The organism is Marinobacter adhaerens HP15 (genome assembly GCF_000166295.1).
In the GTDB taxonomy this organism is placed as follows: Bacteria; Pseudomonadota; Gammaproteobacteria; order Pseudomonadales; family Oleiphilaceae; genus Marinobacter; species Marinobacter adhaerens.
On sequence record NC_017506.1, the window covers coordinates 3,486,294 to 3,500,466 of the forward strand.

At 58.3% G+C, this 14,173-nt stretch carries 13 protein-coding genes; 6 read left to right on the top strand and 7 right to left on the bottom strand.

The genetic code is table 11. The features are described 5' to 3' along the window. Window positions 1–45: 45 nt before the first annotated feature. Window positions 46–654, bottom strand: coding sequence for a c-type cytochrome (locus tag HP15_RS16490; protein ID WP_014578512.1), 609 nt, complete (start codon window positions 652–654; stop codon window positions 46–48). A 176-nt stretch (window positions 655–830) separates the two neighbouring features. On the opposite strand from HP15_RS16490, the gene yihA reads away from it, so the two are divergent. Next, on the top strand, window positions 831–1,478 hold the full coding sequence (yihA, locus tag HP15_RS16495; RefSeq protein WP_014578513.1) for a ribosome biogenesis GTP-binding protein YihA/YsxC: 648 nt from the start codon (window positions 831–833) through the stop codon (window positions 1,476–1,478). A 114-nt stretch (window positions 1,479–1,592) separates the two neighbouring features. On the opposite strand, the gene HP15_RS16500 is transcribed toward yihA, so the two are convergent. After that, entirely contained in the window at window positions 1,593–2,342 is a 750-nt protein-coding gene (locus tag HP15_RS16500) for a TetR/AcrR family transcriptional regulator (protein WP_014578514.1), read from the bottom strand. 192 nt (window positions 2,343–2,534) lie between these two features. On the opposite strand from HP15_RS16500, the gene HP15_RS16505 reads away from it, so the two are divergent. The 4 genes from HP15_RS16505 (at window position 2,535) to coaD (ending at window position 7,141) form a co-directional block, all read left to right on the top strand. Continuing rightward, window positions 2,535–3,980 (top strand): coniferyl aldehyde dehydrogenase, encoded by a 1,446-nt coding sequence (locus HP15_RS16505; protein WP_014578515.1) that lies wholly within the window; start codon window positions 2,535–2,537, stop codon window positions 3,978–3,980. Window positions 3,981–4,149: 169 nt separating this feature from the next. Next, window positions 4,150–4,788: a hypothetical protein gene (locus tag HP15_RS16510; RefSeq protein WP_014578516.1), complete on the top strand. Its 639-nt coding sequence runs from the start codon at window positions 4,150–4,152 to the stop codon at window positions 4,786–4,788. Window positions 4,789–4,816: 28 nt separating this feature from the next. Further along, window positions 4,817–6,406 (top strand): GMC family oxidoreductase N-terminal domain-containing protein, encoded by a 1,590-nt coding sequence (locus HP15_RS16515; RefSeq protein WP_014578517.1) that lies wholly within the window; start codon window positions 4,817–4,819, stop codon window positions 6,404–6,406. A gap of 258 nt (window positions 6,407–6,664) precedes the next feature. Continuing rightward, a complete protein-coding gene (gene coaD / locus HP15_RS16520) occupies window positions 6,665–7,141 on the top strand; it encodes a pantetheine-phosphate adenylyltransferase (RefSeq protein WP_014578518.1) in 477 nt (158 codons plus the stop codon). A gap of 60 nt (window positions 7,142–7,201) precedes the next feature. On the opposite strand, the gene HP15_RS16525 is transcribed toward coaD, so the two are convergent. From HP15_RS16525 to HP15_RS16545, 5 genes are all read right to left on the bottom strand, one after another. Next, complete coding sequence (locus tag HP15_RS16525; protein ID WP_014578519.1) at window positions 7,202–8,491, bottom strand: DUF945 family protein; 1,290 nt, start codon at window positions 8,489–8,491, stop codon at window positions 7,202–7,204. A 21-nt stretch (window positions 8,492–8,512) separates the two neighbouring features. Further along, window positions 8,513–10,654, bottom strand: a complete 2,142-nt coding sequence (ppk1, locus tag HP15_RS16530; RefSeq protein WP_014578520.1) for a polyphosphate kinase 1 — start codon at window positions 10,652–10,654, stop codon at window positions 8,513–8,515. A gap of 49 nt (window positions 10,655–10,703) precedes the next feature. After that, complete coding sequence (hemB, locus tag HP15_RS16535; protein ID WP_014578521.1) at window positions 10,704–11,723, bottom strand: porphobilinogen synthase; 1,020 nt, start codon at window positions 11,721–11,723, stop codon at window positions 10,704–10,706. Window positions 11,724–11,864: 141 nt separating this feature from the next. Then, window positions 11,865–12,887, bottom strand: coding sequence for a lipase secretion chaperone (locus tag HP15_RS16540; protein WP_014578522.1), 1,023 nt, complete (start codon window positions 12,885–12,887; stop codon window positions 11,865–11,867). Window positions 12,888–13,044: 157 nt separating this feature from the next. After that, window positions 13,045–13,266 carry a hypothetical protein gene (locus HP15_RS16545; RefSeq protein ID WP_008173503.1) on the bottom strand — a complete coding sequence of 74 codons (222 nt, stop codon included), beginning with the start codon at window positions 13,264–13,266 and terminating at the stop codon, window positions 13,045–13,047. 272 nt (window positions 13,267–13,538) lie between these two features. Here HP15_RS16545 and HP15_RS16550 point away from each other — a divergent pair, with 272 nt between their 5' ends. Then, window positions 13,539–14,171 (top strand): TetR/AcrR family transcriptional regulator, encoded by a 633-nt coding sequence (locus HP15_RS16550; protein ID WP_014578523.1) that lies wholly within the window; start codon window positions 13,539–13,541, stop codon window positions 14,169–14,171. Window positions 14,172–14,173 lie beyond the last annotated feature (2 nt).

Here is a 14,173-nt window from a genome sequence, read left to right on the forward strand (position 1 = left end):
AAAAAACCCCGCACAGGGCGGGGTTTTCAACAGAATCCGGCAGCTTCAGTTCAGGCCGGAAATGTAGCTGGAGACCGCTTCGATTTCGGCATCCGTCAGCTTGGCAGCCACGTCCATCATGATCGCAGCATTGGAGCCATTATTACGATCACCATCGCGATAGGCTTTCAATTGCTTGATCAGGTACTCTGCGTTCTGACCGCCCAAGGCCGGATAGCCTGCCGGTGCATTACCGTTACCCTGCGGGTTGTGGCAGCCGGCACAGGCCGGAACGCCAGTTGCCATGTTGCCCCCACGGTACAATGCCGAACCCTGATCAACCAGATCGGGATCTGCCTGACTGACAACCATTTCCTGAGAATCAAAGTAGGCTGCAAGATCCTGCAGATCCTGATCCGACATGTTGTCCAGAATGCCAGTCATCTCCGGAATGTTTCTTTCTTTGCTTTTGATCGCCACCAACTGGCGATACAGGTACTTCTCACCAAGGCCAGACAACTTCGGGTATACGCCCATCACCGGCTTGGCACCGCCTTGACCGTGACAACCAGCACATACCGCTGCGTTCTGTTCGCCTGCTTGAGGATCTCCCGCCCCGTGCGCCATCGCTGTGAGGCCAACACCGAGAACTACTCCTGCGATCAGTTTTTTCATGCTCGCTCCGCTTCTCTCATCTTTTAAGGGTATTCTTCGCTACGCAGCCGGCAGGCACTGACCAGTCAGGCTCAAAACCGGGGCTGACAGCGGTCGCGCACAGCGCGCCGCCCGGAATTGGTGTAGCATTATACATTAATCCCTGATAACTGAAATCCAAAGGAAAGCCAACCGCTGTGGACCCTGATCTGACTCAAAAAAGCCTCTCATTTAACAGCGCCCGATTCCTCATCAGCGCATCCCGTCTGGACGAGTGCCCGCCCGATTTCGGAGCGGAAGTTGCCTTCGCCGGCCGATCCAATGCCGGAAAGTCCAGCGCACTGAACGCGATCACCGCCAACGGCAAGCTGGCGCGAACCAGTAAAACTCCGGGGCGCACCCGACTGATCAACTTCTTCTCTCTGAACCGCGAGAACTGCCGAATGGTCGACCTGCCCGGATACGGCTATGCCAAAGTATCCCGGGACATGAAAGACGATTGGCAAAAGCACCTGGGCCACTATCTGAATGACCGGCGCTGTTTACGCGGCCTGGTTCTGGTGATGGACATTCGCCACCCACTGACCGATTTCGACCAAATGATGGTGGAATGGTGCGAACATAACAACCTGCCGCTGATGATTCTGGCCACCAAAGCCGACAAATTGAAATACGGCCAGGCCAAGACCGCCATGCTGGGCATTGCCAAAAACCTGAAATCGTATTCCTGCGTCGAACATCTGATCATGTTCTCTGCAACATCAAAACGGGGCGTGGACGAATGCCGGGAGGCCTTGATCGAGTGGCTGGAGGGCGATGCTGGAGAAGCAGAGACAACGGCTTGAAGGCATAAAAAAACCGGCCTGCCAGAAAGCAGACCGGTGAAACGTCAGGGTTTGCGACGTGCTAAAACCTGAGATCGCACTCAGGAGACGCAAGGAATGTCCGAATTCCCAACGTCACTCCATATGACTGTAGTGTTCGACAAAAGTTCCGGAATAGATCGTTTTTTGACCACATTTTCGGGTTTCACTGACAAACCCCGGTGCCGGTGTCGCCCAGTTCATGAAGCGACGGCCGGTATTTTCTCTCAACGCCATAACACGCTCGCGATACGCCGGGGTGAGATAGGGAATTTCCAGAGTGAGCACCTGGTAAATGCCCTGCTTCAGCTCCGTTAGCGTCAGGCAGGCGGATGCCTCGGCCGCATGTGCTGTCTTCAGGAAAGCCATCCAGTTGGTTATAACCAGCCACACGTTCAGCGACATGGCCGATCGGAGATCCTCTTCCTGGGGTTCAATAATGCCCGCTTCCGCCAGCTTCTCGAAGATACGACTGATGGACGCCAGACAGCGGTTGGTGAAATCCCGATAGTCCTGACGCAGCCTCTGATCACTATCGAGAAGGTATTCCAGATCCCGGTGGAAGAACCGATAACTCCAGAGACCGTCGAAGACCGACTCCAGGTAGAAGGTCATGTCGTCCAGGGTCATCGCCCGGTCTTCCGGAATATCCAGGTAGAAATCCACCAGTTTTTCGTATTCCAGAAAGATCTCGTAAATGATGTCCGACTTGTTGCGGAAGTGGTAATACAGGTTGCCCGGCGAGATGGCCAGGTGCGCCGCAATATGGTTGGTCGTGACGTTGCGCTCGCCACGTTCGTTAAAAAGCTCCAGGCTGGAGAGCAGAATTTTGTCTCTTGTCTTCATAGACCCGTCGGCGTTTGTTGTTGTGTCGCTCACAGATGGCCCGATTCGCCATCCGCCTCCGCTTGACTCACTAGAGTATATACTCTAATAATACCCCCAGACGCAAATTGAGTATTTTTTCGCCAGCCTTTCAATATCTGGAATAACAGGTCGCCGACGGACTCTGATCGGCACCAATGAGGAGAAAGCATCATGGGAGCCACTGTCGTCCAGCTCACCGAGAGCAAGAAACAGATCCAGCACACCCACCGCGTGTTTGAGGATCAGAAAAAGGCGTTCCGCAACAATCCGATGCCCTCCCTTGCCGAGCGGCAGGAGAACCTGAAACGCCTCAAGCGGGTTCTGCTCAACAACCAGGACCGGCTTCTGGATGCCATCGACCGGGATTTCAGCTGCCGCTCGAAGGACGAATCCCTGATTGCCGAGGTCATGCCGTCGATCCAGGGCATCAACTACACCCTGAAAAGCCTCAGCGGCTGGATGAAGCCGTCCAGGCGCCACGTCTCCGTGCTGTTCCAGCCCGCCAGCAACAAGGTCCACTACCAGCCCAAGGGTGTGGTTGGCGTGATCGTGCCCTGGAACTACCCTCTGTACCTGGCGGTGGGCCCACTGGTCGCATCCCTGGCAGCGGGCAACCGCACCATGATCAAGATGTCGGAGTACACGCCACACACCTCGGCCCTGTTCAAGGAGCTGATCGAAGCCAGCTTCCCGGAGGACCTGGTCTCGGTTATTAATGGCGAGGCCGACGTGGCTGCAGACTTCTCGTCACGTCCGTTTGATCATCTGCTGTTCACAGGCTCCACGTCGGTGGGCAAGCTGGTCATGAAGGCCGCAGCGGAAAACCTGACACCGGTCACCCTGGAGCTGGGAGGCAAATCCCCGGCCGTGGTCTCTCCGGATGTGCCCATGGAAGACGCGGCCCAGAGAATCGCCTTTGGCAAGGCTTTCAATGCCGGCCAGACCTGCGTGGCGCCCGATTACGTCCTTTGCCCCGCTGACCGGGTGCAGTCGTTTGTCGACGAGTTCCGTGCCCGTTTTTCCGAGATGTATCCCAGCCTGCGGGACAATGACGATTTCACTGCCATCATCAATGAGCGGCAGTACGATCGACTGCAAGGCTACCTTGAGGACGCCCGGGAGAAAGGCGCCGAGCTGGTGGAGATCAACCCTGCCCGGGAGAATCTGAAGGACGGCACCCGAAAGCTGCCCCTGACGCTGGTGCTGAACACCACTCCGGATATGAAGCTGATGCAGGACGAGATCTTCGGCCCGATTCTGCCGATCGTCAGTTACGGCGGCCTGGATGAAGCCATTCATTACATCAATGATCGTCCGCGGCCTCTGGCGCTGTATTTCTTCGGGTACGACAAGACCCAGCAGCAGCATGTGGTGGATAACACCCACTCTGGAGGCATGTGCATCAACGATTCCCTGATGCACGTAGCCCAAGATGATCTGCCGTTCGGGGGCATCGGTGATTCCGGCATGGGGCACTATCACGGCCGCGAGGGGTTCCTGACCTTCTCCCATCACCGGGCCATTTTCACCAAGCAGAAATTCAACAGCGGCAAGTTTGTCTATGCGCCCCATGGGACAACTGCGCACAAATTGGTTTACAAGTTCTTTATCCGCTGAGAACTCGGAGTCTGTCGCGGGCTGGAAGCCCCTTCCAAAACACGCCGTGAATACGTCCGTGTAGGCTTGAGCAAAACATCCCTGTTTTGCACAGTTTTGGAAGGGGCTACCAGCCCGCGACGATTCAGCATTTTCCCCGCTATCCAAAAACAATAACGAGAACACATCCATGCAGAAACAGATCCCTGATTCGTCAGGACACCCTCAATTTGCCGATCTCAACCGCCGAAGCTTTCTAAAAACCGGACTTGGCGGTGCCTTGTTTCTGGGCACCGTCAGCGTCACCGCCGGGCTTAGCGGATGCGCCACGCAGCCGGCGGGCCGGCTGAGTGCCGTTGGCACCCGGATGGACGCCAGCTACCAGTTCCAGTTTTTAAACGAGGATGACATTGCGCTGTTCGAGGCCTTGTTGCCCGCCATGATTGGGCCGGGCTTGCCAGAGCAGCCACAGGCCAGAAACCTGGCAATTGCCGGAACGATCGAACGAATTGATGCCGGTATCCACAAGTTCGGTCCGGCCAACCAAAAGGAACTGCGGCAACTGTTTGATCTGCTGAACTTCGGGCTCACCCGGGTGACCGTTGCCCGGGTCTGGTCCAGCTGGCCGAATGTGACAACGGCGGAAGCCGACGCGTTTCTGGAGCGTTGGCGTACCAGCCGCATCGGGCTTTTCAACAATGGCTACATTGCGCTGACCAAGATCAGCAACGTGGCGTTTTATGGCTATCGGGATTTCTGGCACCTGTCCGGCTACCCCGGACCACCGCAATACGCGGTCGACGCATTGCCACAATTCCAAAACGCCTGATTGCCAGCTGATCTGACGGAGCACAAACATGTCATTGACCGATCGTATTGCCCAGGGCCTGGAATCAGGCTGGAACGTCACCGATAGCGCCCTCCTGACGCAAAACCTGACCGCAGAAGCGGACGTTGTTGTTATCGGAACCGGTGCTGGTGGCGGTACCACTGCCGAGATTCTGGCCCGCAGCGGGTTGTCCGTGATACTCATGGAGGAGGGCCGGCTTTACTATCAGAAAGACTTTAAGATGGACGAGCAGACCTCCTATGCGAACCTTTATCAGGAAGGCATGAGCCGGGTAACCCGGGACGGGGCAATCGCCATTTTGCAGGGCCGCTGCGTGGGCGGTTCCACCACGGTAAACTGGACTTCCAGCTTCCGGACACCGGCGCCCACGCTGAATTACTGGGCCGAGCAGTTTGGCCTGGACGAACTCCGGCCGGACGCCATGGCGCCCTGGTTCGATGGCCGGGAAGAACGCCATTCCATGGCCCCGTGGCAGGTCGACCCGAACGTTAATAACGACATCTTGCGCCAGGGTTGCGAGAAACTGGGCTACAGCTGGCAGATCATTCCCCGCAATGTGAAAGGCTGCTGGAACCTGGGCTACTGCGGCGTCGGCTGCCCGACCAACGCCAAACAGGGCGCCCTGATGACCACCATTCCGGGGGCGCTCGATAACAACGCCCGGCTATTCCACAGCCTGCGCGCCGACCGCCTGGTCATGAACCAGGACCAGATCGACCATCTGGAAGCTTCTGCATTTGCCGACGATGGCGTCACCCCGACCGGCATCAAGGTCAATCTCAAAGCCAGACACTTCGTGGTCGCCGCCAGTGCCATCGGCAGCCCCGGACTGCTACTTCGCTCCAACATCCCGGACCCGCACCAGCGGATCGGCAAGCGTTCGTTCATCCATCCGGTCAACGCCACCGTCGCCCAGATGCCTCAGCGCGTTGATCCGTTCTATGGCGCGCCCCAGTCCATCTACTCTGACGAATTCAACTTCCGCAACGGCGTCGACGGCCCGGTTGGTTACAAACTCGAGGTACCACCGCTGCACCCGGGCATGTCCAGCGGCGTCATACCCGGCCACGGCGAAACCCAGATCAACAACATGGCCGGCCTGCCCCACATGCAGTCCGTCATCGCCCTGCTCCGGGACGGCTTCCACCCCGAAAGCCCCGGCGGCACGGTCTCCCTCCGCGACGACGGCAGCCCGGTACTGGACTACCCCGTCAACGACTACCTCTGGAAGGGCATCCGCGAAGCCTTCCACACCATGGCCGAAATCCAGTTTGCCGCCGGTGCCGAGAAAGTCCGCCTGATGCACCTGGATTCCGACTGGTACACCAACTGGACCGACGCCAAAGCCGCCATCGACCAGCTCCCCATGGCACCCCACCGCGTCCGCCTGTTCACCGCCCACCAGATGGGCGGCTGCGCCATGGGAAGCAATCCGCAAAACTCGGTCGTCAACGGCTTTGGTGAACACCACCACGTTGGCAACCTCAGCGTCCACGATGCTTCGATCTTCCCGACCAGCATCGGGGCAAACCCGCAGCTGTCGGTTTACGCTTTGGCCGCAAGAAACAGCACGAGACTGGCGCAAAGACTGTCCTGATCAGCCGGCAAACGCTGCACGCCGGGGAGACTGGCACTGGGATGACAGGGCCAGTTGGAAGGGCTGATCCGGGAATGTGAGAAGCCAGGGATGGCTTCGCTCAAGCGCACATGGATGTGCTCGTAGCGTTTCCCGGATCAGCCCTTCCAACTGGCACCACCCGCACAGCAAACATGCATTTACCAATGCCCCGGCCGCCAACTACAGGTGGCCAAAAAATGCTGCTATCCTAGGCCCTTGCAAAGAAAGGAGCTGCGCATGTCCAAAGTCATCTACCCGGGCACCTTCGATCCCATCACCAACGGCCACACCGACCTGATCGAACGGGCCGGCCGAATGTTTGATGAAATCGTCGTCGCCATTGCCTACAACCCCAAGAAACAGCCACTTCTCGACCTCGAAGAACGCTGCGAACTGGTCCGCCAGGCAACCGCGCACCTCCCCAATGTCACCGTCACCGGCTTCAGCAACCTGCTCGCCGACTTTGTCCGTGAACAGGGCGCCACCGTGATTCTTCGCGGGCTCCGGGCAGTCTCCGATTTCGAGTACGAATTCCAGCTGGCCGACATGAACCGCCGGCTCGCGCCGGAAGTCGAAAGCGTTTTCCTGACGCCGGCCAACCACCTGTCCTACATCTCCTCCACGCTGATCCGGGAAATTGCATCCCTGGGTGGCGATGTCTCGGAGTTTGTTGATCCGGCGGTAGAAGCTGCCCTGAAAAAGAAGTTCAACTGAAGCTGAACTCACAAAAAAGCCCCGACCAGCGGGGCTTTTTTTGGCAATGAACCAGCGGCGTCAAAGCAACGGCGGCAAAGGAATTTCCACACCGTTCACGTCCAGCACAAGATCCTTCATACTGGCATCAAGCACCAGCCGGTCGCCTTGCTCGACCAGCAGCCCCTGCTTAATCAGCGGTGCCAGCTGTAACCGGAATTCCGGGTATTCCTCCGCGAGCGCGACGGGCAGACTGAGATCCATTTTGCCGGTCAACTGCTGCATCACCATCAGCATTTCTGCTTTCTGATCCGCCGTCAACTCCGGATGGGCGATCCGGGCGCTGCCTTCAATCACACCCTCCGGGGTGGTCACGGTCAGCTCTGGAAAACCAACCGAGAACCCCGCTGCTGCCAAATCCCGAACGGCGGCATTCACCTGCTGCATAGCGGCCATCTGCTGCTCAAACTGCTGGGGACCGCCAGAGGCCTGTGTGATAGCCAGCGCCTGCATGGATGAAAGGCTCTCGGTCAGGTTGCTCCAGGCCGCCACATCCAGCCCGGACAATGCCAACACCAGTCTCTGGGGACCATAACGCTCATCGGCCGTTGAAACGCCAGCGACCTCGAACGTCATTCGTGAATCCAGGCGTTCACCATCGTTGACCGGCTCACTGCTGCTAAGAACCGAAATCCCCTGAAGCATGAACGGGGCTTCCGATGCCGGGGTCACAGCAACCGATTCCACCGCAATCTCGCCGGAGCCGGTCCAGACCTCACCGGTCAGATGACTCATGGTTTGCTCGAGGCGGAAGTCGCTGACCTGGATATCCAGGTCCGGACCGGACAGGGTTACTCCCGGCCAGACCATCAAGGCATCGGCCTGAGAACCGGCGTCACTGACCTCAATTCTTGCCAAGCCGCCACTTGAGGCCAGGGTCTCCCCGGTATCCGGGTCCGTCAGGGTCATCTGGGGCGCTTCGAGTTCGAGAACAGCAGTACCCCAGAGACGGGTTTCCAGGGTCAGCCTCGGCTCCTCACCGGAGAACCAGTCGGTATCGCCGGCGGCCCAGCCATCCTCAGGCTGGAAATCCATCAGGCTGCCGGTCACGCCATGGGTTACATTGGCCCGATAGGCAAGCTTCTGGGATTCACCGGTTTCCGGATTGATCAGGTTCACCGAACCTCTGAAACGGGCCCCGAGAATACCTCTCTCATAGTTATCCGTTTCCATGCGAAGGAAGGGTTGTGCATCGTTCACCTCCGCTGTTGCCTGGTGCCACTGCTGCTCAGTTACGTATCCCACGACCCAGGGCAGGCCGCCCGCTACAGCCAGCACACCAGCGCCGGCAATCATCCATTTGGTGTTCAAACACTTTCTCCAGTTCGGGAATCAGGTTTTTCCGGTCAGCCGTTCAAGCAACACCAATTGTGAGGCAAGGCGCTCTTCACCTTCTGCAGGCTGGTTCTGAATATAACTACCGTCCGGTTGCAGTACCCAAGACTGGCAATTGTCGGCCAGGTAGGTATCCAGATCTTCTCTGACCCGGGCAGCGAGATCAGGATCGTCCAGGGGGAAAGCGGTTTCCACCCGGCTGAGCAGGTTCCGTTCCATACCATCGGCACTGGAACAGTACACATCCGGGCGGCCATTGTTGCCAAAGTAGTAGACACGGGTGTGCTCCAGGAAGCGGCCAATGATCGACCTCACCCGAATATTCTCCGAGAGGCCCGGCACTTCCGGACGCAGACAACAGATGCCGCGGATGATCAGATCGATTTTTACACCGGCCTGTGAAGCCCGGTAAAGCGCCTTGATCAGCTGGATTTCCGTCAATGCATTGAACTTGAGAATAATCCGGCCTTTCTCGCCAAAGCCTGCTTCCCGATCAATCAGGCTCAAGAGCCGGGCATGCAGGGTGAAGGGCGCATGGAACAGCTTCTTGATCTTCAGGGCCTTACCCATGCCGGTAAGCTGCTGGAACAGCTTGTTGACGTCGTCGCTGATGGATTCATCGCAGGTCATGAAGCTGTAGTCGGTATACAGACGGGCGTTACCGGCATGGTAGTTACCGGTGCCCAGGTGCACATAGCGGCGCAGCCGTCCCTCCTCACGCCTCACAATCAGAATCATCTTGGCGTGGGTTTTGTAACCAACCACGCCGTATACCACGATCACGCCCGCTTCCTGCAGCCGACTGGCCAGCTCGAGGTTCTCGGCCTCACTGAACCGCGCCCGTAACTCGATAACCGCGGTAACCTCCTTGCCGCGGCGGGCCGCATCCGCCAGCGCCTCGACAATCTCCGAGTCTGCCCCCGTCCGATATAGGGTCTGGCGAATCGCCAGAACCTGAGGATCCTTGGCGGCCTGGCGCAACAGATCAACGACCGGGCTGAAATTTTCGTAAGGGTGCAACAATAGAATCGGGCGCTTGCGAATGGCATCGAACATCGATTCCTTGCTGCGTATCAGCTTGGGAATCGACGGCGAAAAACCGGAATAGGTGAGGTCCGGACGGTCCACCAGCCCTCCGACCGCCATCAATCGGGTCAGGTTCACCGGGCCATGGACCTGGTAAAGATCGCGCTCGGTCAGACCGAATTCCTTCAGCAGGAACTGAACCAGCTCTTCCGGGCAGTTGTCGGCAACTTCAAGGCGCACGCCGTCGCCAAACCGGCGGCTGAGCAGCTCACCACGCAGGGCCGAGGCCAGATCTTCCAGATCGTCTTCAAGCTCAAGGTCGGCGTTACGGGTCAGCCGGAACTGATAGCAGCCTTTCACCTCCATGCCGGGGAAGAGCTCGTCGGCATGGGCGTGGATCATGGACGACAGGAACACAAGGTTTTCGCCACCATTGCAGACATCATCAGGCAGACGGACCAGGCGGGGCAGCGAACGCGGAGCCGGCACAATCGCCATGCCGGTTTCCCGCCCGAAGGCGTCCTTGCCGTCAAGCTCAACAATGAAGTTCAGGCTTTTGTTGACCAGACGCGGGAACGGGTGCGAAGGATCCAACCCGATGGGGCTGACCACCGGCAGGATCTCCTCCTCGAAATAAGTGCGCACCCACTCCGCCTGCTCCGGCGTCCACTCCCGGCGCCGGACAAAGTGAATGTTCTGCTCTTCCATCTCGGGAATCAGCACATTGTTCAGTATGTCGTACTGCTCGCGAATGTACTCGTGAGCAACACGGCTGATCTCCGCCAGGGCCTGGTCCGGCATCATGCCATCGGCACCAACGGTCTCACGGCCGTACTTCATCTGCTGCCGCAGACCGGCCACACGGATCTCGAAGAACTCGTCCATGTTGCTGCTGAAAATGCAGCAGAAAATCAGACGATTGATCAACGGGTGCGTCGTATCCAGGGCCTGCTTGAGCACGCGGTAATTAAACTGGAGCTGGCTCAGTTCCCGGTTAAAGTAATTTTCATTGGCATCCAGGTTGATCTCCTCACCAACCGGGGGCACATCCACCGGCGCAGGCACACTCCGGTCATCCCCTGCCGTCTGATTCTTCGCCGTTTCCGTTGTCATGATTCCTCGATTCCAGTGTGTTCGCCACTGCTGGCGAATGATTTTGGCCTTATCCGCGCTGACGATCCCGCAGCAGTCGGGCCGCGCGCACGGCAAAGTAGGTCAGGATTCCGTCGGCCCCGGCTCTGCGCATGGCCATCAGGCTTTCCATCATCACCGCATCCCCGTCGAGCCAGCCGTTCTGGGCCGCGGCCATATGCATGGCGTATTCGCCGCTGACCTGGTAAACGAATGTCGGTACCCGTAATTCCGTCTTCACCCGGTGCACGATATCGAGATACGGCATACCGGGCTTGATCATCACCATGTCCGCGCCTTCGGCCAGGTCCATCGAGACCTCATGCAATGCCTCGTCACCGTTGGCCGGATCCATCTGGTAGGTCGCCTTGTTACCCTTGCCGAGATTGGCGGCCGAGCCTACCGCATCACGGAAAGGCCCGTAATAGCTTGATGCGTACTTGGCAGAATAGGCCAGGATCCGTGTGTTCACATGGCCGCCGTTTTCCAGGGCTTCGCGAATGGCACCAATACGGCCATCCATCATGTCAGACGGTGCGACCACATCGGCGCCCGCATCGGCATGGGAGAGCGCCTGATTGACCAGTGCCTCGACCGTCACGTCATTGAGGACATAACCGTCGTTATCGATGATGCCGTCCTGGCCATGGGTGGTGAACGGGTCCAGCGCCACGTCTGTAATCACTCCGAGTTCCGGGTGGGCCGACTTGAGGGCGCGAACCGCTCTCTGCGCCAGGCCATCGGAATCCCAGGCTCCGGAGCCGGAAAGATTTTTCTTCTCGGCCGGAACTACCGGAAACAGGGCAATTGCCGGGATACCCAATTCCACCAGCTCCGCCGCCTGTTCAACCAGCAGATCAATGCTCAGGCGCTCCACTCCCGGCATTGAGGGCACCTGTTCCCGCTGGCCCTCACCCTCCAGCACGAATACCGGATAGATCAGGTTGTCCGGCGTGAGCTGGTTTTCCCGAACCAGGCGACGCGAGAAATCGCCGGCCCGGTTACGGCGTAAGCGGGTGGCAGGAAAAGTACGGGGAGTCGGAATCGGCACTGACAACCTCCTGAATGGCTGAACAAAAAGTCTGATGGACCGTCTCGGCATCCGCCGGGCGCCCTTTGCGCCATCATACACGGCCGGCGCCGCTGGTTGCAGACTCCCCTGGCAGGATAGGGCGATTAAATGACAGGTTAATTACCGTATCGAATCCAGCGCCTCGGCTCGAACCTGTTCGGCTTCATTGAAGTGGCTGGCCCTGAGGCGCTCCAGCGCCTGTTGACGTTCCGGCTCGGCAAGCCCGGAGGACAATAGCCGGTCCCGCTCCTGTGAATAGACTTGCCAGCGGCGGTCCCAGCTCTTTTGTTCCTCCTCAAGGCGAGCCAGCCTGTCCGCCGCGGCTTCCCCAAAGGCCTCCTGACGCCACGCATCGAGTGCACGGGGATCATCCGCCAACTCCCGGCGCACCTGTTCATAGTCTGCAAACCGTCGGGTCTCCTCCCTGGCCTTGCGGAGCGGCTCCGGCAAGGCAGACTCGGCCTGGCGAAGAGCCTCTGCTTTCTGCTCATCGGTCAGGCTGTCATCGCTTGCGATCCTGAGTTTTTCGATCTGGAAGCGGTCGACTGCCTCATCGTCAGCAAAGAAAGCGGCGGCGGTATCGGCATCAAGCCAGGTCCGCCGCAGTGCCTGGATCTCTGACATCCTTCGCTGCATCTCACCCGCGCCAAGCCCGGACACCTCACCATAGCTTTGTTCCAGCTCAGAAACCGCAAGTTTGTATTCCAGGTAGTTTCCAAGGGTTACCAGGGCCTGGGATCTAGCTGGCTCTTCCAGGCCCGACAGCGCCGCTTCGATGCGCGCCACCAAAGCTTGCAGCGATTCCTCTCCCAGGGCTGACAGGAAATACTCGAACAGCTGTCGCAGATGCGGGGTCGGGACAAGGTTGCCGAACCTGTCCGTTCGGGCCCAACCATCCGGGACCGAGGTGCCGGCCAGCGACGCTGGCAACTGCTCGGGAACACGGACCGTGGAAACGTTGTTTACCAGGTCGGAGGGCGCAGAAACGGCCGCCCCCTTGTTCAGTGATTTCAGAGACTCATCAACAGGCGCCGATACGACCGGCTCACCCTCGGCAGCCGGATCTGTCGTCATCAGCCAGAAGCTGGCAACAGCTGCTATGATCAGTAGCAAAACAAGGAAAAGATGGATTCGGCGCTTCATTACCACACAGGAGTCCGGATTACGGGTGACTGGCGATTTGCCCGGGCTAACGGCGCAAAATGATAATGAACGAGGATAAACGACGCTGACAGGTCATACCGAGACAGGGATCAAAAACGGAGCCGGGGCGAAGCGCCCCGGACTGCCGTCTGAGCGTTCAGAGGGAGCGGTTGTTAAAACCCACTTCCACCTTGCGAGGCGTATCAGAACGGAAGGAGGTATCTACTTCCTGGATCCTTCCGCCCTGGCTCAGGAACGCTTCGATGTCTGCCTGCAACTGTGCTCTAACGCGGGCACGGCCGGCGATGGAATGGTTGTCGTCACTGTCGCTGGTCCAGCTTCCGGACTGCTCCAGGTTGCTTTCGTCGAATTCACTCATGATCTTTTCTCCATCAACGAAAACAGAAGGTCGAGTGCTGCGACCCCGCAGGGAACCTCACTCCGTATCGACGAAAGACCGCCTGCGGCTTCGTCTTGGCGTCTTTATAATCTGCTTTTCGTGACCACGCTATTTATTGGCAACGACTTTTTTGTAAATTTTTGTAAACCACAACAAACAATTGAATTAAATGCGAAAATTTTATATTCGTCTGTAGATCAAAAAATTGACAGAAAGAATGAATAGTGATTCACTACTTATAGGGAGCCTGAATGGCCTATCGAGAAACGGAAAAAATGCGCCAGCGCAAGGCGGAGGCGCGCAAACGGATTGTGGACTGCACCTATCAGTGCGTGGCCGAAGGCGGTTTTCGAAGCGCGCGGATTACCCGGATCGCCGGGCTGGCCGGCGTTGCCACAGGAACTATCTACCGGCATTTCGAGTCCAGAGAGGACCTGTTCGCCGAGATTTTCCGGCTGGCAACCCAGCGGGAAGTCGACAAGGTCGCCGAAGCTCTGGCCTCCGATGGCAACGCCGCCGAGCGGCTTGAGCGGGCACTCAGACAATTTGCCGAGCGGGCACTGAAAGGCCCGCAAATGGCCTGGTCACTGATCGCCGAGCCGGTGGACCCGAAAGTGGAAGAAGAACGACTGGCATACCGCAAGGCGTACGCCAACCTGTTCGAAAAAGCGATCCGCGAAGGCATTGAAGAAGGGTGCATCCCGGATCAGGACGCTCGCCAAAGCAGCACCTGCCTGGTGGGCGCCATAGCGGAAAGCCTGGTTGGCCCCCTGTCACCGACACAAACCAGCCAGGCTACCAGCACAACAGAAGACAACAATGACCCGCTGGTCAATTCCATCATCTGCTTTTGTATGCAGGGGTTGACCGGCACCAGGAGGTAGCT